The sequence below is a fragment of the Rhizobium sp. OAE497 genome, assembly GCF_040546565.1.
Classification (GTDB): domain Bacteria; phylum Pseudomonadota; class Alphaproteobacteria; order Rhizobiales; family Rhizobiaceae; genus Rhizobium.
This window is the reverse complement of sequence record NZ_JBEPOA010000001.1, coordinates 3,321,319-3,339,867: the sequence shown is the minus strand read 5'-3', so window position 1 is coordinate 3,339,867 and position 18,549 is coordinate 3,321,319. Positions and strand designations below refer to the sequence as shown.

The following is an 18,549-nucleotide window of genomic DNA, read 5'->3' as shown; positions in this document are numbered from 1 at the left end:
TTTGACCCATTTGCCCGCCTAGATTGAAGCCATCCGCAATACCAACAGGATGTGTGCCACCATGGATTTCACCCAGATCGCAATGCCGTCTCGCCTTGCCATCCGGGAGTTCTCTATCCATGCCTGCCTCCATTACCATTTCCAATCTTTCGTGGTCGACGCCTGACGGCCGGCCGCTTCTCTCCAATCTCGATCTGAGTTTCGGTGCCGAGCGCACCGGGCTTGTCGGCCGCAACGGCGTCGGCAAGACGACGCTCTTGAAGCTGGTGGCCGGCGAGTTGCAGCCGTCATTGGGCAGCATCGCTTTCGACGGACGCTTCGGCATTCTCCGCCAGGCGGTGCAGATCGATGCGGGAGCCGCGATTGCCGATCTCTTTGCGGTGCGTGATACGCTCGCGATCCTCGAACGCGCCGAGCGCGGCGAGGCGACCGGTGAGGAACTGGCTCATGCCGACTGGACGCTGGAAGCCCGCCTGGCTTCGGCGCTTGAGCGCGTCGGGCTTGAGGCGACGCCCGGGACGCCGCTGTCATCGCTTTCCGGCGGTCAGCGAACACGAGCTGGGCTGGCGGCTTTGGTGTTTGCCGAACCTGATTTCCTCATCCTCGACGAACCGACCAACAATCTGGACCGCGAGGGCCGGGAAGCGGTAATCGCGTTGCTGCGCGATTGGCGCGGTGGGGCGCTTGTTGTCAGCCATGACCGCGAGTTGCTGGAGGCGATGGATGCGATCGTCGAGCTGACAACGCTTGGCGCCAGGCGCTATGGCGGCGGCTGGACCGCTTTTCAGGAACGCAAGGCACTTGAGCTTGCTGCCGCCGAACACGATCTCGCCGATGCTGAAAAGCGTGTCGACGACGTCAATCGCAGCGCCCAGCTTGCCGCCGAACGACAGGCGCGCAGTGATCGCGGTGGCCGGATCAAGGCGGCGCGCGGCGACATGCCCCGTATTGTTGCCGGAGGGCTGAAACGCAAGGCGGAGAACACCCGCGGCGACCGGGTTCGCCTCGGCGAGAAGCGGCGGGAGCAGGCGCTTGATGAGGCGACGTCAGCACGCGGCAGGATCGAGGTCCTGCAGCCTTTTACCGTCAGGCTCGAGCCGACAGGCCTGCCCGCCTCACGCGTAGTGCTGCGGCTCAATGGTGTGACGGCCGGCTACGATTCGGAACGGCCGGTTCTTCACAACCTCTCGCTTGCGCTGACGGGGCCTGAAAGGGTCGCGATCACGGGGCCGAACGGATCGGGCAAGACGACGCTGCTGGCGTTGGTCACAGGTGCGCTTGTTCCCTGGCAGGGGACGGTCTCCGTTCTGGTCGCGCATGTGTTCTTCGACCAGAGCGTCAGCCTGCTCGATCCAAGGCTCAGCGTCCGGGAGAACTTCCGTGCCCTCAATCCGGGCGCGGACGAGAATGCCTGCCGGACGGCGTTGGCGCGGTTCATGTTCAGGGCGGATGCAGCGCTGCAGCAGGTTTCGACCCTAAGCGGCGGGCAGTTGCTCCGGGCCGGCCTCGCCTGCGTGCTCGGCGGGCGGAAGCCGCCGCAACTGCTGATCCTCGATGAGCCGACCAATCATCTCGATATCGATTCGATCGCTGCGGTGGAGGCTGGCCTGTCCGCCTATGACGGCGCGCTTCTGGTCGTTAGTCATGACGAGGTGTTCCTGGAAAATATCGGCATCACCAGGCGGATCATGATGCCTTCGGGCACCACTGTGCTTTGACGGCGGTGACATGGCATGGGAACGTCGCCTTCCGGCAGGAATCTATCTGCAACGTTGCAGTTTTGACATTCAGACCCTGTACAAGGCATTCCGGCTTGGCTAAACCGCCGCCAACGATGGCCGCGCCGGCCGACCTGAACAGCAATAAAGACGGAAAACATCATGATCGATCCGAAGCTTCTCGCAGCCCGCTTCCCGGGCGATTTCACCTTCGGTGTGGCGACCGCCGCCTTCCAGATCGAGGGCGCTTCCAAAGCCGACGGCCGCAAGCCGTCCATATGGGATGCGTTCTGCAACATGCCGGGCCGCGTCTATAACCGCGACAATGGCGATGTTGCCTGCGATCACTATAACCGGCTCGACGAAGACCTCGACCTGATCAAGGAGATGGGCGTCTCTGCCTACCGCTTCTCGATCGCCTGGCCGCGCATCATCCCTGACGGCACCGGCCCGGTGAACGAGGCCGGCCTCGATTTCTACGATCGCCTGGTCGACGGCTGCAAGGCGCGCGGCATCAAGACCTTCGCGACGCTCTATCACTGGGACCTGCCGCTGCTGCTCGCCGGTGACGGCGGCTGGACGGCGCGCTCGACGGCCTATGCCTTCCAGCGCTATGCGAAGACGGTCATGGCCCGCCTCGGCGATCGTCTCGACACCGTCGCGACCTTCAATGAGCCCTGGTGCATCGTGTGGCTCAGCCACCTCTACGGCATTCACGCGCCGGGCGAACGCAACATGCAGGCGGCGCTGCACGCCATGCACTACATGAACTTGGCCCACGGTCTCGGCGTCGAGGCGATCCGCTCGGAGGCGCCGAATGTTCCCGTTGGTCTCGTACTCAACGCCTCGTCGATCATTCCGGGTTCCGACAGCGCGGCTGATCTTGCCGCTGCTGAGCGTGCCCATCAGTTCCACAACGGCGCCTTCTTCGATCCGGTCTTCAAGGGCGAGTATCCGAAGGAGTTCGTCGAGGCGCTCGGCGACCGCATGCCCGCTATCGAGGACGGCGATCTCAAGATCATCAACCAGAAGCTCGATTGGTGGGGTCTCAACTATTACAAGCCGGACCGGGTTCATGACGACGCGTCTAAGAAGGGCGATTTCCCCTGGACCACGGAAGCTGCACCCGCAAGCGACGTGAAGACCGATATCGGTTGGGAAGTCTATGCGCCGGGCCTCAAGCATCTGGTCGAGGACCTCTACCGTCGCTACGAGCTGCCGGAATGCTACATCACCGAGAACGGCGCCTGCGACAATACCGATGTCGTCAATGGCGAGGTGAATGACACGATGCGCCTCGACTATGTCGGCGACCACCTCGATGTCGTCGCCAACCTGATCAAGGACGGCTATCCGATGCGCGGCTATTTTGCCTGGAGCCTGATGGACAATTTCGAATGGGCGGAAGGCTACAAGATGCGCTTCGGCCTCGTCCATGTCGATTACAACACCCAGGTCCGTACTGTGAAGAAGAGCGGCAAGTGGTATCGCGAGCTCGCCGGCCAGTTCCCGAAGGGCAATCACAAGACGGCCTGAGCGGAGCTTCCGTTCCACTCTGGGGTTTATCGAAAATCGCTGAAATCACCCCTGGGTTTCAGGGGTGGTTTTGGCCTCCCGAACGAGGGCCGGAAATCGGTTTCTGATGCCTGTTTTTCCGCTTCGAAGCGCCGATCAAGCGGCATGCCATGACTACAAAATGTGCAGTAAAGTCAGCCGCTTCCGGTGTTCTGGGGGCGGCTTTTGCATAGATAGCGAAATTTATTTGTAAAACACGTACTGATTAATCGTTTTGCCGTGATTTTTAACAGTTTCTTGAAGGCTTGACTGTCACAGTCCCTGCCATCGGGGAGCAATGAATGCCTAAGTCAATCGGGCAAAAAAATCAGGCCTTGGGGATAGGCCGGCACACGACCGTCACGGGCGTGCTGCTGACCTTCGCCGTCATCGTCGCGATCGTCACTGTGATGATCCTGACTGCCATTTCGCGCGTTGCAGACAATGCCAATGTGCTTGACGACGAGCGATCGCGGGAAACGACTGCCGGTGCGCTGAAGACCTTCGAGGAACAGCTCGGCGCGACACTCAACGATTATGCCGCATGGGATGATGCCGCCACCAATGTCTATGCCAAGGATGGCATGGCCTGGACGGTGAGCAACTACGGCGAGATGTCCGTCAACAGCTCGCTGTTCGACATGGCGATCGTCATCGATGGCGACCGCAAGCCGCTGATGATCTATCGCAACGGCCAGCCGATGGACGGCAAGCTCGACGATTTCTTCGCGCCGTCGCTGTGGGCGCTGTTCGACCAGGCGCGTGCCGCCGGAGCGGACAAGCCGGAAGCCGTCGGTTTCGTCGGTACGAAGAGCGGCATTGCCGCAGCCGGTATCGCGCTCGTGCGTGAAAAATCCGGCGCGCTGGACAAGTCTGCCGATCAGCGCCGCTACCTTATCTTTGCCCGCCATCTCGACGATGAGAAGGTGAAGGGTCTCGGCGAGACCTATGTGATCCATGGCATGAAGCTGGTGCCTGCGGATACACCGGCTAAGTATTCCGTCAATATCGACGATGCCTCGGGCGTGACGCTCGGCAAGCTCGTCTGGACGTCGCGTTCGCCCGGCGATATCGGCTACGATCAGGTGCGCCCGACGGTGGTCAAGGCGCTCGGTCTGGTCGGCCTGTTCTTCGCCGTGCTGCTCGTCATCGGCTGGATGGCCGGGCGGCGCATCAAGGCCGAGGAGATCGGCGCGCGCGAGGAAGCGCTGCGCGACCGGCTGAGCGGCCTCTGGAACCGTGACGGTCTCGGTGTTGCCATCGACGCGATGGTCGAGGAAGCGCAGCAGGCCAAGAAGAACATCCTTATTCTCTATCTCGATCTCGACGGCTTCAAGGAAGTCAACGACAGCTATGGCCATGGCACCGGCGACCAGCTGATCCGCGCCGTCGCTGCGGGTCTCAAGGTGCTGATCCCGCCTCATGCCGTTCTCGCCCGCATCGGCGGCGACGAGTTCGCCATCGCCTTCCACACGGATGGCGGCAATGCGGAGGCGCTGCAGCTTTCCGAGCAGATCCTCGATTTCCTGGCGGAGCCGCTGGAAATCGGCCGCCGCGTCGTCGTCATCGGCGCCAGCATCGGTATCGCCATGTCGCCAGAAGGCGCCGTCGGCCGCGAGGAATTCGTCCGCCGCGCCGATCTCGCGATGTACAAGGCCAAGGAAGCCGGCCGCGCTCGGATGATGCTCTACGATCCGGCGATGGATGCCGACCGCGAGGAGCGCAATGCGCTTGAAATCGATCTTCGCGCCGCCATCGAAAGCGGCGACCTGACGCTGGCCTATCAGCCGCTGATCGATGCCGAGACCTATGAGATGAACGGGGTCGAGGCGCTGGTGCGCTGGAACCGTCCGGGCTTCGGGCCGATCTCGCCTGACGTTTTCATTCCGGTTGCCGAAACCAGCGGTCTGATCGAAGCGCTCGGCCTCTTCGTGCTGCGCAAGGCCTGCGAGACAGCCAAGCAATGGCCGGAGCTGCGCATATCCGTCAACGTCTCGCCCGGCCAGTTCCGCAACCCGGCCTTCACCGACTATGTCCGCTATGTGCTGAAGCAGACGGAGATCGAGGCGTCGCGCGTGACGCTGGAGATCACGGAAGGCTACATGATCCAGAACCCGCAGCGCACCCGCCAGTCGATCGAGCGCTTGAAGACGCTCGGCGTGAAAGTGGCGCTTGACGATTTCGGGTCCGGCTTCTCGTCGATCGGCTATCTCCGCCAGTTCGGCTTCGACCGCATCAAGATCGACCGCTCGCTGGTCGATGGCGTGACGGAGAGTGAAAGCCAGCGCGAAATGCTGCAGGCGACCGTGGCGCTTGCTCGCTCGCTCAACATTCCTGTTACGGCAGAAGGCATCGAGACCGAGGCCCAGGCGGTTGCCGTCCGCCTCTTCGGTTGCGACAGCCTGCAGGGCTACTATTTCAGCAAGCCGGTTCCGGCCGACAAGATCAGCGACATGCTGGAGACGCGGCGGGAAGAAAACAGTAAGCCGCGCCGGACCAGCGCGGCCTAAAGCTCTTCGCAGCTAAAGTTTACGTGCCGATATGCTTCTGGCCGCGCTTCTTGGCGAGCGCGATCTGGTGCTGTCGCTGGCGGTAGCGCAGACGGTCTTCCTCGGTGCGCGTGCCGTAGCAGTTGCTGCAGGAAACGCCTTCCTCATAGTGCGGCGAGGTGATCTCCTCGGCGGTGATCGGGTTGCGGCAGGCGTGGCAGAGTTTGTGCTCGCCTTCCTTCAATCCGTGCTCGACCGAGACGCGCTCGTCGAAGACGAAGCAGGCGCCCTCCCAGAGGCTCTCTTCCTGCGGCACTTCCTCGAGATATTTCAGGATGCCGCCCTTGAGGTGGTAGACCTCGTCGAAGCCCTGCTCCTTCATGAAGGCGGTGGCCTTTTCGCAGCGGATGCCGCCGGTGCAGTACATTGCGATCTTCGGCTTGTTGTGCAGGCCGGTATTGTTGCGCACCCATTCCGGAAACTCGCGGAAGGTCTTGGTCTTCGGATCGACCGCGCCGCGGAAGACGCCGATTGCCGTCTCGTAGTCGTTGCGGGTGTCGATGACGATCGTATCGGGGTCGGAGATCAGGGCGTTCCAGTCCTGCGGCGCCACATAGGTGCCGACGACCTTGTTGGGGTCGATATTCTCGACGCCCATGGTGACGATCTCTTTCTTCAGCTTCACCTTCATGCGCAGGAAAGGCATCTTCGATGCGCGGCTTTCCTTGTGCTCCAGGCCGGCGAATTCCGGCTGGGCGCGCAGATAGGCAAGCACCGTCCTGACACCGTCGTCCGGACCGCCGATCGTGCCGTTGATGCCTTCATGGGCAAGCAAGAGCGTTCCCTTCACGCCGTTTTCCTCGCAGAGCGCCTGCAAGGGGTCGCGCAGGCTTTCGAAGCGCGGCACGGAAACGAAATGATAGAGCGCCGCCACCAGGAACGGGCTGGATGTAGTGATGCTGTCGGTCATGGGCGGTGGAAATACAGAATATGGCGCTCCTGCGCAATGACATTACGCGGGAGCGCTGCGCTCTCATGGCGTTGGTCACGGGGGTGAATGCTTCGAAAGACGCGTCTTCCATTCCGTATAAGAGCGCATACCGAAGGCGGGATCCGGCTCATCGTCGAGCACGCTCAGCAATTCGATGGAATGCTTGTCCGGATCGTCAAAATACAGCGAGAGCGCGGGCACCCAGCCGATGACGATTGGCTCGGACACCGGCTCGCCATGGAAGCCGCGAACGTCAATACCTTTGCTCTTCAGCAGAGCGGGTGCTCGAAACATCTCCTCCTGTGATGACCAAAAGGCGATGTGCAGGCGCATCCTTATTGGCGCTGTGCCGGTTTCCCAAAGGCCAAGCATGGCGTTCTCTTTGCCGTTGACCCAGAAGAAGGCGATCCGCCGTTCCGGGAATTCGGCCGCGAGCTCAAGGCCCAGGATATCGCGATAGAAGGGAATGGAGATTCTCAGGTCGGCAACAATGAGATGCGTTTCGTAGATGCCTTGGATTTGCGGCACTTTTGCATTGTTGGCAGGCATAATGTCCTCGGTCAGGATTTCGTTGACCGAGCCAAGCTAGGACCTCAAGTAATATTGAGGTCAACAGCGCAGCTTCATTTTCTCAGTGAGCTCCAGAGTAGCTCTACGCGCCTGGCTTCCTCGTCAGGGCTGTCGGCGAAGATCTCTTCGGCTTGCGCAAGCGCCAGGCGCCGGTCTTCCTGCTGCCTGCGGATGATGGCGTCGAGGAGATGGGCGAGATCGTCGCTGCGGGTGAACAGCTGCGGTTCGGCCTCGACGAGATCGCTGAGGACGGAGAGGTCGTGGACATGGCCGAGGCGGTCGACCAGTTCCTTGGCGGCGGCGCGCTTCGCCTTCATCGCGGATGGCCAGAGCGGGGAGAGCAGCCCGTGATGGGCGCGGTAATCCTGCGTGCGCTTGCGGAGTTCGTGGAACGCGCTGTCCGAGGCTTCGCCATGGCAGGCTTCGAGCGCCTGATGCGCCTTTGCTGCCGTGCGCTTCCAGCCGTTGGCGAGGAGTTTGGCGGCTTTGTTTGGGCTTGATGGAAAGGATATGTCGTCGAGGGCCCAGAGGGCGTGCTTGAGGGCTTCCAATGTTTCCCGGAGCTTCGCCTCAATGCCGGCTTCGGCCTCGGTCATCCAGTTCCGCCGCGTTTCCAGAATGGCTGCGATGCGATCCAGCGAGCTTGCCTCTTCCGGGGCCGGTGCGTGCGACTTGAGATAGCGAACGGTTTCGATCAGCGCTTCGGCATCGCGGATGGCGGACAGCGATCGCGCCATCTCGCGCAGCCTCTCATTCTCCTGCTTCTGGAATTTTCGCGCATCTGCCGCAACCAGGCGGTAGAGCGAGCGCACCTTTTTCAGGTTCTTGCGGAAGGCGTGGATTGCCTGGTGCGTGCCCTCGGGCCGCTGCTCTATGACATCGCGCGCAGCCTGCAACTCGCCGGCGGCGGCCTCTCTAAAACTCTTGGTGAAATCTGCGTCAGGCCGAATGCGGAAGGGCATGCCGGTCGTACTGGTATTCGGTCGCCAGCGCCTGGTTCGAATAGCGGAAATCGCCCGTCACCTCGCGACCGAGCCAGGCGGGAAGGGGCGGGGCGTCGCTTTCGGATTTCATCTCGACTTCAGCGATGATGAGGCCGCGATGCGGCCCTCCGAAGACATCCACTTCCCAGACGAAGCCTTCGTGGGGCACGCGGTAGCGGGTCTTCTCGATGACGATGCCGATGGCGCTTTCCATCAGCTCTTCGGCATCTGCAACGGGGATGTCGTATTCGAATTCGTCGCGGGTCATGGAGCTGCGGCCGATCTTCATCGTCAGCCGCGCACTCTCTCCGTCGAGGACGCGTACCCGCACCGAGCGGTCGTCCATCGAGGCGACATAGGCCTGTTTGAGGATTGCTTTCGATACGGCTTTCGCGCGCCATCCATCGGTGCGTACCAGAAACTTCCGCTCGATTTCCTTCGCCATTACAGTGAACCTTTTGTGACGACGGGGCTAAGCTAGCGCAAAAAAATAATCGTTCAAACCCATTTATGCCAAAGATCGCTTTAGTCTCGACAAAGTGTACCCTTGGGCGTATGCCGAACCCGAATTTCAATCGTTTCAAAGGATCGTGGCCATGGGCGAAAAAACACAAAAGCTCCTTTCCATCCTCAAGCTGCAACCGGTCGTGCCGGTGCTGATCATCGACGACGTGAAGGCCGGTGTTTCGCTGGCCCGCGCGCTGGTCGCGGGCGGCCTGAAGGCGATCGAGATCACCATGCGCACGCCGGTTGCTCTCGATGCCGTCCGTGCCGTTGCCGAAGAAGTCGAAGGTGCCGAAGTCGGCGCGGGCACGATCCTCAATGCTGCACATTGGGAAGCTGCCGTCGCTGCCGGTTCCAAGTTCATCGTCAGCCCGGGCGCAACGCAGGAGCTGCTCGATGCGGCTGCCGACTCCCACGTTCCGCTGCTTCCGGGTGCTGCCACCGTCAGCGAAGTCATGGCGCTTCGCGAAGAAGGCTACCAGGTCCTGAAGTTCTTCCCGGCCGAACAGGCTGGTGGCGCCGCTTACCTGAAGGCACTTTCCTCGCCGCTCGCCGGCATGATCTTCTGCCCGACCGGCGGCATCTCGCTGAAGAACGCCAACGACTACCTTTCGCTGCCGAACGTCGTCTGTGTCGGCGGCTCGTGGGTCGCGCCGAAGGAATTGGTTGCCGCTGGCGACTGGGCAGGCATTACCAAGCTCGCCGCCGAAGCCGCAGCGCTCAAGGCCTGACATTTTATTGATCGCTATTGATGCAGGCGGTTTCCGCCTGCATTTGTATTTACAGTTGCAGTTCCTATCTTCATCCCAGCCTCAAAACAGGGAGAAGACGGGGAATGTTCGACGCAAAGAAGCTTCTTGACCAGTTCCTGGGATCGCAGATTCCAGGTGTCGGCGGTTCGGTTCGCGACCGCGCAGGCGGCGCCGTGCAGATGGCCAAGGACAATCCTTGGAAGGCCGGAGCGCTGGCAACCGTGCTGCTCGGCACCAAGACCGGGCGCAGCATTGCCGGCAATGCGCTGACGATCGGCGGACTGGCCGCGATCGCCGGCCTCGGCTACCAGGCCTACAAGAATTATCAAGCGGGACAGGCGCCCGCCGCTCCTGCCGAGCCCGCCCGGCAGCCATCCACGCCGCTCGTTCTGCCGCCTCCTGTCGATTCCGGTTTTGGTCCGCAGTCGCCGGCGGGCAGCAACGAATTCGTGCTGGTGCTGATCCGGGCAATGATCGCCGCAGCCAAGGCTGACGGCCATATCGACGATGGCGAGCGGGCGCTGATCATGGACAAGATGAAGGCCGCTGATGTCAGCGGCGAAGCGGTCGCCTTCATCGAGAAGGAGCTGGCGTCTCCGACCGATCTCGACTCACTGATTTCGGCTGCGAAGACCGAAGAGCAGAAGGTGGAGCTCTACGCCGCCTCGCGCCTGACGATCGAGCCGGATTCGCGTGCCGAGCGTGGTTATCTCGATCTGCTCGCCGGACGCCTCGGTCTTCCCGATGCGCTCGTCGATCATATCGAGGCGACTGTGTCGTCGGCCAAGGTCACGCTCACGCAGTGATGGCTTTGCCTCAGTGACAATAGGGCCGGTTGCCTTTCCGGGGCGGCTGGCCTATCCACTCTTCGATGAGAGGAGTGACGATGCGCGATCTTTCCACCTACAAGGTTTCCGCCCCCGGCTATGTGACGCTCAAGGGCCGTTATGTGACGGTCGAGCCTTTCGTGCGCGATGAGCATCTGCAGGCGCTCTGGGACGGGCTTGGCGGCATGGGCATCAATCCGCTGCTTCTCTATTTCTCGCAGGACGATTTCGGTGGCATCGAGGATTTCGGCGCCTGGCTCGACAACGCCAAGAAGGGCGGCTGGCTGACGCATATTTTCCGCGACAACGCCACCGGCAAGATCGTCGGGATGGCGAATTACATGCGCGCGGATGCTGCAAACGGCGTCGTCGAAGTCGGCGGTGTGGCGCATGGCGCCGATATGAAGCGCTCGCCGCTATCGACTGAAGCGCATTACCTGATGGCAAAGCACGTCTTCGAAGATCTCGGCTATCGCCGCTACGAATGGAAGTGCGACAACAACAATGAGCCGAGCAAGGTCACGGCCGCCCGCTACGGCTTCACTTTCGAGGGCGTTTTCCGCCAGCACATGATCTCCAAGCGCAAGAACCGCGACACCGCCTGGTTCTCGATGATCGATAGCGAATGGCCTGGTATCAACGACGCGTTCGAGGCATGGCTCGCCCCTGAGAATTTCGGATCCGACGGCAACCAGAAGCGCCGCCTCGAGGACATCCGTGCCGATCTTGAAAAGGAAAGGCTTGTATGAGCCCGGAGAGCCGTTCTCAGGCGATTGCCGCCGCCGTCATTCTGCTTGGCGCGGGGCTCGTCATCTATTTCCTGCCGAGCCTGGTGCTCTGGATCGGCAAATATTCTCCGCCACTGGCTTTTGCCGTCGGCGCCGTGCTGCTCCTCGGATTCTTCGTGATCTTCTGGCTGCGCGCCCGCTATCAGCGCAACAAGGGCCGCTGAGCCTCAGCCCTGCAGCGAGGCGCCGAGAAGCAGGGCGCCGAAGCAGATGACCAGGACTGCGCCGAGGATCTCGATCGTGTTGCCGATCCAGACCGAGGATTTCGAGCCATATCCGGCGATGCGCACAGCGGTGCCCTTCGCAGTGACTGCAAGGGTCGCCAGGATGGCGACGGTGATCGCCGTTCCCAGCGACATGGCGAGAACCGAAAGCACGCCGCCGAGATAGAGACCGTTCAGCAGCGAGAAGGTCATCACCAGCAGCGCGCCGGAGCAGGGGCGAAGGCCGACGGCGATGATCGCCGACCAGGCTTCGCGGATGCTGAACGTATCCGAGCCGAGCAGCGAGGGATCGGGCATATGCGACTGGCCGCAGGTCTCGCAGGCCATGCCGGAGATGAAGTTGTGGCCGGCCTTGCGGGCTTTGGTCTCGCCGAAGGCGTAGACACCAGATTGCTGCGCGCTGTCATTGTCCTTCCAGTCCAGCATCATGCTGACCGGGCCTTCGGCCGTTGCCACGACTTCGCGCTTCGGCAGGCCTGAGATCATCGAGCGCAGCTTGCGAAACAGTAGCCAGCCACCGAAGGCGATGACCATCACGAAGCTTGCGATCTCCATCGCGTGCGTCGCCTGCGTCAGCGTGATGCCGCTGCCGCGCAAGACGAGCCAGGCGGCGCCGACGAGCGCCACGGCAACGATGCCCTGGATGAAGGCAGAGATAAAGGAGATGACGACGCCGCGGCGGAGCTCGACCTCGTTGGCGATCATATAGGAGGAGATGACGGCCTTGCCGTGCCCGGGACCTGCCGCATGGAAGATGCCGTAGGCGAAGGAGAGGCCGATCAGCGAGGTGAGCTGCCAGGGATCATCCCGCATCGCCTTCAGCGCGCCGGTCAGCGCGCGATAGAAGGCCTGCTGCTCGTAGTTCACATAGGCAAAGAGCGGCGCCAGCGGCCCGCCGATCGGCTGAAAGCTCGGTTCCGCCGTTCCGATGCCGAGCGGCGACTGAGCATAGGCGCTGCCAGCGGCGGCAACCAGCATCAGAACCACGGCGGAAAGGATAAGCGGCCTGCCATGCTTCAGCATGAGATTTCCAGCCTCGTGGCGAAGAGCTTCGACATGTTCGTGCCCGTCGGGTCATTGAAGAAGGCGTCGGTCAGCGATTGCTTGTTCTGCGAGATCACCTGATCCGGATCGGGGCGCAGGACATCATGCTTGCAGCCCTTGAAGCCATCGCCGACGAGGACGAGTTCCTTGTCGCTCGGAAAGTCGATGGACGTATAGAGCGTGGGGTCATAGACGCCGAAGGTCAGCCTGCTCTTCAGCGGCATCGGCTGCGACGGCTTGACCGCGAAGAACATCAGGAGCTGCCCTTCCTTGTAGTCGACATGGATGATGTCCGGCTTCTCTACCGTCACGTTCTTACCGTCGACCGTCAGGTTCATGTAGTAATCGTAGTCGGCAAGGGAATCGCGCACTGTCTTGCCGACTTCCGCGAGCTCGTTCGGCTCCAGCTTCAGATCGGTGTTCTTGTCGAAATCCATGACGACGGAGGACGAGAAGACTTCGTCGAAGCGCCAGATGTTTCTCAGCTCCTGGATGTTGCCATCCGGGCCGGCCACCACTTCCAGCCGGGCCTCCACGAAAATATGCGGATGCGCCATGGCCGCGGCCGGTGCGAGTGCCAGCAGCCCGGCGATCAGGAACGTGGATTTCTTCATGCGTCGGCTTACCGCTCTGCCCAAATCGGTTGGTGTTTTCTTGCCTGACAATGGGACGGAATTGGGACCGGTCTCAAGGCGGCAAAGTGAATCAGGCCGGTTTCAGCTGTGCTTGCGGAACCAGCCGTGGAGATAGTCCACGAAGATGCGCACCTTGGCCGGCAGGTAGCGGCGGTGCGGATAAACCGCATAGATTCCGCGATCCGTGGGGAGATAATCGTTGAACAGGGTCACCAGACGCCCGTCCTCGATCGGCTTGCGGGCGATGAAATCCGGGATCAGCGCAATGCCAAGACCTGAAAGGGCCGCGCGCAATGTCGCATGCGGGCTGTTGACCTCCATCGGACCGGCAACGGCGACAGCAAAGGAGCTACTGTCAGGATTGTAGAAGCGGATGCTCGCCTGGGTGCGGGCATTGGTGTCGACGATGAACGGGACGTTCGAGAGGTCGGACGGATGCTCGATATTTGGATGGCGTTCCAGAAATTCCGGCGTGGCGCAGATGTGGACGCGGAAATCCGAGATCTTGCGGGCGATCATGCCGGAGTCTTCCAGCTTGGTGACGCGGATCGCGAGATCGAAGCCTTCCTCGATCAGGTCGACGAAACGGTCGTCTGCGGCGATCTCCAGCTGCAGGTCGGGGTTCTCCTTGGCGAAGTCGATCAGGCACTGGCCGACTTCGGCATCGACGAAGGTGCGCGGCACCGAAATCTTCAGCCGGCCCTTGAGTTGCGCGTTATTCTCACGCACCAGATCGGCCAGATTGTCGATCTCCTTCAGGATGTCGGAAGCGGTGCGATAGTAGGTGTGCCCGGCCTCGGTCATCGAGAACTGGCGGGTGGTGCGATTGAGCAGCAGGGCGCCAAGTTCGTCTTCCAGTTCGCGAACATACTTTGAGAGCAAGGCCTTCGAGCGGCCCGTCCTGCGCGCCGCGGCGGAAAAGCCTTCCGCTTCAACGACATCGATAAAGGCGCGTATGCGGGTAAGCGTGTCCATGGCGACCCCCTGCTTCGTTGCGGAAGATTGAACAAATTGCGGCTCTTCGTTCAATTTATTTTTTAGGCCCGGGGTCAAAAAAATTCTTGATTATGACGCCGAATATTCTTATCTCGTCCTCAGCCCAAAGTCGCACGTGCCCATGGGTGTCCGCCGAACCCTCGAATTGGTGAGGAAATCGGTAAGGTACCTGGAACTAACCCCTCCAGTCGCTATTCCGGCCAACCGGAAAATGCGAGGACGCCTGAAGCAACGACGGTGCGGGCCTTTCTAGTGTCTTTCAGCTTTCCAACAGCTGGAGTCCTTTAGAGGCACACCTTCATTGCCGGAAGTGCGGTAGGGAACACCCTCCAATCCATGGCAGACAAAGCCGAGTCTATGTCGCGTATGCGGCGTCGATTCAACATTCGCGCATCGAGCGCTTGCTATGGTTCCGGGGTCTCCACCGGCTGGTTCCAATGCGAGCAATCGTATGCCCTTTGTCCTCCGGTTTTTGCCGGAGCTCTGGAATTGAAAAGGGATTGATATGACCACTCAGCGCATCCGCGACTTTCTCGCAACCCGACGTCCCGACGGTCCCTGCCTCGTGGTTGACCTCGACGTCGTTCGTGACAATTTCTCCGCTTTCCGCCACGCCATGCCGGACAGCGCCATCTACTACGCCGTCAAGGCAAACCCGGCTCCGGAAGTTCTGAAGCTGCTCGCCGACATGGGCTCCAACTTCGATTGCGCGTCCGTCGCCGAAATCGAAATGGCGCTGAATGCCGGTGCGACCGCTGCCCGTATTTCCTACGGCAACACGATCAAGAAGGAACGCGACGTTGCCCGCGCGCATGCGCTCGGCGTCAGCCTCTTCGCTGTCGACAGCCACGAGGAAGTCGAGAAGATCTCGCGCGCCGCTCCCGGCGCCCGTGTGTTCTGCCGCGTTCTGACCGATGGCGAAGGCGCCGAATGGCCGCTGTCGCGCAAGTTCGGCTGCGTTCCGCAGATGGCCGTCGACGTTCTCGTCTACGCTCATCAGCTGGGTCTGGAGTCCTACGGCGTATCGTTCCACGTCGGTTCGCAGATGACCAAGGTCGATGCCTGGGATTCGGCTCTTGCCGATGCCAAGCGTGTTTTCGTTCAGCTGGCCAAGCAGGGCATTCACCTGCAGATGGTCAACATGGGCGGCGGCTTCCCGACCAAGTACCTGCGTGACGTTCCGTCGGCTGAAGCCTACGGCCGTGCGATCTACCAGAGCCTTCGTGACCACTTCGGCAACAACCTGCCGAAGACGATCATCGAGCCGGGCCGCGGCATGGTCGGCAATGCAGGTGTCATCAAGACCGAAGTCGTGCTGATCTCGAAGAAGTCGGACAACGACGCCGCTCGCTGGGTGTTCCTCGACATCGGCAAGTTCGGCGGCCTCGCTGAAACGATGGACGAAGCTATCCGCTACCCGATCCGCACCGAGCGCGATCAGGACGAGATGGAGCCCTGCGTCATTGCCGGCCCGACCTGCGACTCCGCAGACGTGCTGTACGAGAAGAATCTCTATCCGCTGCCGCTCACTCTCTCGATCGGCGACGAGATCCTGATCGAAGGCACCGGCGCCTACACGACCACCTATTCGGCGGTCGCTTTCAACGGCTTCGAGCCGCTGAAGGCCTACATCATCTGATGGTGCCAGCCCCGTAGCCAGCCGGGGCGGCAAACTCACAATTCCTTTTCATCGCCGCTAACTACGGTATTGGGTACGGGAGGCCACGATGGCCGCTGTTCTTGATTCTGTCCGCGCATTCTTTGCGCCTTCCATTTTCACCATCGATGCCGAGAACCCTTCGGATGTCGTGGCCCGCGAGAATTTGCTCGACCGTGCCATGGGTCCGAACCGCCGCAAGAAGTCGTCGGAAAAGATCCGCCGCGGCCGTATTCCGGCCGAAGGTCTGGCACTGGTCGCCCGCGATGGCGACGGTCATCTGATCGGTACCGTGCGTCTCTGGAACGTCGAGGCCGGCGTCAACAGCGAGGGCACGCCGATCACGGCTCTGCTGCTCGGCCCGCTGGCCGTCGATTCCGCCTATGAAGGCAAGGGCATCGGTGGTGCGCTGATGCGTGCGGCGATTCTCGAAGCGAAGAACCGCGGTCACGGTGCGATCCTGCTGGTCGGCGATGCGGCTTACTACGAGCGTTTCGGCTTCTTTGCCGAGGGTGCTCGCCATCTCGTCATGCCCGGTCCGTTCGAACGCTCGCGCTTCCTGGCGCTGGAGCTGGTCGAGGGCTGGCTTGACGGCGCTGCCGGCATGATCGTGCCCACGGGCCGCATGCTGACGAACGCGCCGGTCCGGAAGGCGGCCTGACCGGCAACAAGCCTCTCTCCCGAAAGGAGAGGGGCTTTTTTGTTTTCAGCCGGCGATCTTGCCGTTCTCGATCAGCCAGCCGACGGAATCCTGCACCGCCTCCAGCGAGCTGTAGCGCGGCCGGAAATTCAGAAGATTGCGGGCCTTCTCCATCGAGCAATTCGGGCTGCGGGCGATGTGTTCCCATGTCGCCGCGGCGTCGACTGGCGGCTGCTCCTTCTTCCATTCGTCATAAGGCTTGAAGGCGAGCTTCGGCTCGTGGCCGAACCAGCGATACATCGCCTCGGAATAGCCGCGCAGTGTCAGCGCCTGCTCGGAGACGGCGTGGAAGCTTTCGCCGGTCGAGGCGCGCCAGTTGCCGATCGCCGCCATGAAGAGAGCGGCGATATCATCGGCGTGGACGTGATGGACGGTTTCCAGGCCGAAATTCGGTAGCGTCAGCTGCTCGCCGCGGGCGATGGTCTCGAAGGCCGAGAGATTGAAATGACCGGCCGGATTGAGCGGCGCCCAGCCGCGGCCGACGATATGGCCGGGATGAATGAGCGTCACCGGCAGGCCGCGGAGCCTGGCTTCCTGCAGGAAGTAATCCTCGATCGTCTTCTTCTGTATGCCGTAGTCGCCGAAGGGCGTCTTTAGAGCATCCTCGCGGGTCGGCACGGCGAGCGAATGTCCATGCGTCCAGATCGTGCCGGTGTGCAGCAGATGACCGACATGGCCGTTCAGGGTTTCGCCGAGCTGGCGGGCGCTTTCCGGCGTGAAGCAGATCTTGTCGATGACGATATCGGCCTTCAGGGCGCGGATCGCGGGGCCGAAACTACCGTCTCGCTCGAGAGCGGCACGGTCCATTTCCTTCCACTCCACGCTCTTCCAGGCGGCATGCGGCGTGTAGGGCTCCGACCGGCCGCGGCTGATCGCGATCACCTCATGCCCGGCCTCCACCAGCCGTGGCACCAGATAGGTGCCGACGTGACCTGTTGCTCCGATAACGGCGACGCGTGCCATAGATATCTCCTCCATCCATCCGGGACTATGTCGCGTCGCGGTGTCCCGCGGCAAGAGGCTTCATAGGTTTTCACGAGCGCGTGATATGCCGAGCCCGGCGGATGATTTGTCGCCGGCAGGGCGTTACTTTGCGGGCATGCAAAGATTTCTCGCCGCCCTCATTGTCGTCGTCACCATGCCGCTGTCCGCCTTTGCGGAAGAGCAGCGCCTGAGCGATCTGCTCGAAAGCCTGCGCACTCGTCAGGATCTGACGCCGCTGAAAACAGTGGTTGTCGCGCGTGATGGCCAGATCGTTGCCGAGCAGGGATATCGTGGTCATAAGACCTCCGATTCCGCCAACATCAAATCGGCCTCGAAGTCGATCATTTCGGCCATGGTCGGCATCGCTATTTCCAAGGGCTTGCTAGAAGGTCCGGACCAGAAGATCGCGCCAATCCTGCGGGCCGATCTGCCTGACAATCCCGATCCGCGGCTGAGCGAGATCACCATCGGCAATCTGCTCTCCATGCAGGCCGGGCTCGGGCGCATGTCCGGGCCGAATTACGGGCGGTGGGTATCGAGCCGCAATTGGGTGCGCTTTGCGCTCGCCCAGCCTTTCGATGACGAGCCGGGCGGGGAGATGCTCTATTCGACGGCCTCGACGCATCTGCTGTCGGCGATCCTCACCAAAGTCGGCGGTAAGTCGACGCTGGCTCTGGCGCGGGACTGGTTCGAGCCGGTGCAGGGGTTCCGCATCGGTGCATGGGAGCGCGATCCGCAGGGCATCTATCTCGGCGGCAACCAGATGGCGATGAGCGCCCGCTCGCTGCTGGCCTTTGGCGAGCTCTACCGCAATGGCGGCAAGACGGCTGATGGTGTGCAGGTCGTGCCTGGCGATTGGATTACGCAGTCATGGCAGCAGCGCACCAATTCACGCTTCTCCGGCGATGGCTATGGTTATGGTTGGTTCGAGCGGCAGATCGGCGGCGAGACCGTGCATTTCGCATGGGGCTATGGCGGGCAGATGCTCTACATCATCCCGTCATTGAATCTGACGGTCGCCATGACTTCGGCCGAGAGCGGCCCCTCGGCGCGCAACGGCTATCGCGATGCGCTGCATAATGTTCTTGGGGAGATCATTGAAGCGGCGCGGCTTTCCTAAAGCCGCGCCTGAA

Annotated in this window: 18 protein-coding genes; 10 read left to right on the top strand and 8 right to left on the bottom strand. The window is 61.6% G+C overall.

Annotated elements, in window-relative coordinates; genetic code table 11:
• Nucleotides 1-119 precede the first annotated feature (119 nt).
• The 3 genes from ABIE40_RS16755 to ABIE40_RS16745 all read left to right on the top strand — a co-directional run bounded on the left by ABIE40_RS16755 (nucleotide 120) and on the right by ABIE40_RS16745 (nucleotide 5,782).
• On the top strand, nucleotides 120-1,718 hold the full coding sequence (locus ABIE40_RS16755) for an ABC-F family ATP-binding cassette domain-containing protein (protein WP_199628944.1): 1,599 nt from the start codon (nucleotides 120-122) through the stop codon (nucleotides 1,716-1,718).
• A gap of 162 nt (nucleotides 1,719-1,880) precedes the next feature.
• Nucleotides 1,881-3,254, top strand: coding sequence for a GH1 family beta-glucosidase (locus ABIE40_RS16750; RefSeq protein WP_199628945.1), 1,374 nt, complete (start codon nucleotides 1,881-1,883; stop codon nucleotides 3,252-3,254).
• 320 nt (nucleotides 3,255-3,574) lie between these two features.
• Nucleotides 3,575-5,782: a bifunctional diguanylate cyclase/phosphodiesterase gene (locus ABIE40_RS16745; protein WP_199628946.1), complete on the top strand. Its 2,208-nt coding sequence runs from the start codon at nucleotides 3,575-3,577 to the stop codon at nucleotides 5,780-5,782.
• A 19-nt stretch (nucleotides 5,783-5,801) separates the two neighbouring features.
• Here the strand turns inward: ABIE40_RS16745 and trhO are convergent, their stop codons facing one another.
• The 4 genes from trhO to ABIE40_RS16725 form a co-directional block, all read right to left on the bottom strand.
• Nucleotides 5,802-6,731, bottom strand: coding sequence for an oxygen-dependent tRNA uridine(34) hydroxylase TrhO (gene trhO / locus ABIE40_RS16740; RefSeq protein WP_112719754.1), 930 nt, complete (start codon nucleotides 6,729-6,731; stop codon nucleotides 5,802-5,804).
• 75 nt (nucleotides 6,732-6,806) lie between these two features.
• Nucleotides 6,807-7,301, bottom strand: a complete 495-nt coding sequence (locus ABIE40_RS16735) for a VOC family protein (protein WP_199628947.1) — start codon at nucleotides 7,299-7,301, stop codon at nucleotides 6,807-6,809.
• A 74-nt stretch (nucleotides 7,302-7,375) separates the two neighbouring features.
• Entirely contained in the window at nucleotides 7,376-8,284 is a 909-nt protein-coding gene (locus ABIE40_RS16730) for a CHAD domain-containing protein (protein WP_199628948.1), read from the bottom strand.
• A complete protein-coding gene (locus ABIE40_RS16725) occupies nucleotides 8,262-8,750 on the bottom strand; it encodes a CYTH domain-containing protein (RefSeq protein ID WP_130282226.1) in 489 nt (162 codons plus the stop codon). Before ABIE40_RS16725 ends, ABIE40_RS16730 begins: the two co-directional genes overlap by 23 nt.
• 151 nt (nucleotides 8,751-8,901) lie before the next feature.
• On the opposite strand from ABIE40_RS16725, the gene ABIE40_RS16720 reads away from it, so the two are divergent.
• The 4 genes from ABIE40_RS16720 (at nucleotide 8,902) to ABIE40_RS16705 (ending at nucleotide 11,340) form a co-directional block, all read left to right on the top strand.
• Complete coding sequence (locus tag ABIE40_RS16720; RefSeq protein WP_112719751.1) at nucleotides 8,902-9,540, top strand: 2-dehydro-3-deoxy-phosphogluconate aldolase; 639 nt, start codon at nucleotides 8,902-8,904, stop codon at nucleotides 9,538-9,540.
• 104 nt (nucleotides 9,541-9,644) lie between these two features.
• Entirely contained in the window at nucleotides 9,645-10,367 is a 723-nt protein-coding gene (locus ABIE40_RS16715; protein ID WP_199628949.1) for a tellurite resistance TerB family protein, read from the top strand.
• An 80-nt stretch (nucleotides 10,368-10,447) separates the two neighbouring features.
• Nucleotides 10,448-11,137, top strand: coding sequence for a GNAT family N-acetyltransferase (locus ABIE40_RS16710; protein WP_199628950.1), 690 nt, complete (start codon nucleotides 10,448-10,450; stop codon nucleotides 11,135-11,137).
• Nucleotides 11,134-11,340, top strand: coding sequence for a hypothetical protein (locus ABIE40_RS16705; protein WP_112719749.1), 207 nt, complete (start codon nucleotides 11,134-11,136; stop codon nucleotides 11,338-11,340). The genes ABIE40_RS16710 and ABIE40_RS16705 overlap by 4 nt, the downstream gene beginning before the upstream one ends.
• 3 nt (nucleotides 11,341-11,343) lie before the next feature.
• Here ABIE40_RS16705 and ABIE40_RS16700 read toward each other — a convergent pair whose 3' ends face one another.
• The 3 genes from ABIE40_RS16700 to ABIE40_RS16690 form a co-directional block, all read right to left on the bottom strand.
• On the bottom strand, nucleotides 11,344-12,423 hold the full coding sequence (locus ABIE40_RS16700) for a nickel/cobalt transporter (RefSeq protein WP_199628951.1): 1,080 nt from the start codon (nucleotides 12,421-12,423) through the stop codon (nucleotides 11,344-11,346).
• Entirely contained in the window at nucleotides 12,417-13,058 is a 642-nt protein-coding gene (locus ABIE40_RS16695) for a DUF1007 family protein (RefSeq protein ID WP_112719747.1), read from the bottom strand. Before ABIE40_RS16695 ends, ABIE40_RS16700 begins: the two co-directional genes overlap by 7 nt.
• Nucleotides 13,059-13,160: 102 nt before the next feature.
• Nucleotides 13,161-14,054 (bottom strand): LysR family transcriptional regulator, encoded by an 894-nt coding sequence (locus ABIE40_RS16690; RefSeq protein WP_112719746.1) that lies wholly within the window; start codon nucleotides 14,052-14,054, stop codon nucleotides 13,161-13,163.
• Between the two features lie 526 nt (nucleotides 14,055-14,580).
• Here ABIE40_RS16690 and odc2 point away from each other — a divergent pair.
• Together odc2 and ABIE40_RS16680 are read left to right on the top strand one after the other, a co-directional pair.
• The gene (odc2, locus tag ABIE40_RS16685) at nucleotides 14,581-15,714 is read left to right on the top strand and encodes an ornithine/lysine decarboxylase (RefSeq protein WP_112719745.1); all 1,134 of its coding nucleotides are present in this window, start codon (nucleotides 14,581-14,583) and stop codon (nucleotides 15,712-15,714) included.
• Between the two features lie 88 nt (nucleotides 15,715-15,802).
• Nucleotides 15,803-16,393: a GNAT family N-acetyltransferase gene (locus ABIE40_RS16680; RefSeq protein ID WP_199628952.1), complete on the top strand. Its 591-nt coding sequence runs from the start codon at nucleotides 15,803-15,805 to the stop codon at nucleotides 16,391-16,393.
• 45 nt (nucleotides 16,394-16,438) lie between these two features.
• On the opposite strand, the gene ABIE40_RS16675 is transcribed toward ABIE40_RS16680, so the two are convergent.
• Nucleotides 16,439-17,395, bottom strand: coding sequence for an NAD-dependent epimerase/dehydratase family protein (locus tag ABIE40_RS16675; protein ID WP_199628953.1), 957 nt, complete (start codon nucleotides 17,393-17,395; stop codon nucleotides 16,439-16,441).
• 175 nt (nucleotides 17,396-17,570) lie between these two features.
• Between ABIE40_RS16675 and ABIE40_RS16670 the strand changes: the two genes are divergently transcribed.
• Nucleotides 17,571-18,536 (top strand): serine hydrolase domain-containing protein, encoded by a 966-nt coding sequence (locus ABIE40_RS16670; RefSeq protein ID WP_502944808.1) that lies wholly within the window; start codon nucleotides 17,571-17,573, stop codon nucleotides 18,534-18,536.
• Nucleotides 18,537-18,549: the final 13 nt, after the last annotated feature.

Coding starts and splice junctions, on each gene's coding strand:
- ABIE40_RS16700 (WP_199628951.1), bottom strand. CDS start 12,423: ATGCTGAAGCATGGCAGGCCGCTTATCCTTTCCGCCGTGGTTCTGATG.
- ABIE40_RS16755 (WP_199628944.1), top strand. CDS start 120: ATGCCTGCCTCCATTACCATTTCCAATCTTTCGTGGTCGACGCCTGAC.
- trhO (WP_112719754.1), bottom strand. CDS start 6,731: ATGACCGACAGCATCACTACATCCAGCCCGTTCCTGGTGGCGGCGCTC.
- odc2 (WP_112719745.1), top strand. CDS start 14,581: ATGACCACTCAGCGCATCCGCGACTTTCTCGCAACCCGACGTCCCGAC.
- ABIE40_RS16725 (WP_130282226.1), bottom strand. CDS start 8,750: ATGGCGAAGGAAATCGAGCGGAAGTTTCTGGTACGCACCGATGGATGG.
- ABIE40_RS16730 (WP_199628948.1), bottom strand. CDS start 8,284: ATGCCCTTCCGCATTCGGCCTGACGCAGATTTCACCAAGAGTTTTAGA.
- ABIE40_RS16710 (WP_199628950.1), top strand. CDS start 10,448: ATGCGCGATCTTTCCACCTACAAGGTTTCCGCCCCCGGCTATGTGACG.
- ABIE40_RS16720 (WP_112719751.1), top strand. CDS start 8,902: ATGGGCGAAAAAACACAAAAGCTCCTTTCCATCCTCAAGCTGCAACCG.
- ABIE40_RS16715 (WP_199628949.1), top strand. CDS start 9,645: ATGTTCGACGCAAAGAAGCTTCTTGACCAGTTCCTGGGATCGCAGATT.
- ABIE40_RS16695 (WP_112719747.1), bottom strand. CDS start 13,058: ATGAAGAAATCCACGTTCCTGATCGCCGGGCTGCTGGCACTCGCACCG.
- ABIE40_RS16675 (WP_199628953.1), bottom strand. CDS start 17,395: ATGGCACGCGTCGCCGTTATCGGAGCAACAGGTCACGTCGGCACCTAT.
- ABIE40_RS16690 (WP_112719746.1), bottom strand. CDS start 14,054: ATGGACACGCTTACCCGCATACGCGCCTTTATCGATGTCGTTGAAGCG.
- ABIE40_RS16750 (WP_199628945.1), top strand. CDS start 1,881: ATGATCGATCCGAAGCTTCTCGCAGCCCGCTTCCCGGGCGATTTCACC.
- ABIE40_RS16670 (WP_502944808.1), top strand. CDS start 17,571: ATGCCGCTGTCCGCCTTTGCGGAAGAGCAGCGCCTGAGCGATCTGCTC.
- ABIE40_RS16745 (WP_199628946.1), top strand. CDS start 3,575: ATGCCTAAGTCAATCGGGCAAAAAAATCAGGCCTTGGGGATAGGCCGG.
- ABIE40_RS16705 (WP_112719749.1), top strand. CDS start 11,134: ATGAGCCCGGAGAGCCGTTCTCAGGCGATTGCCGCCGCCGTCATTCTG.
- ABIE40_RS16735 (WP_199628947.1), bottom strand. CDS start 7,301: ATGCCTGCCAACAATGCAAAAGTGCCGCAAATCCAAGGCATCTACGAA.
- ABIE40_RS16680 (WP_199628952.1), top strand. CDS start 15,803: ATGGCCGCTGTTCTTGATTCTGTCCGCGCATTCTTTGCGCCTTCCATT.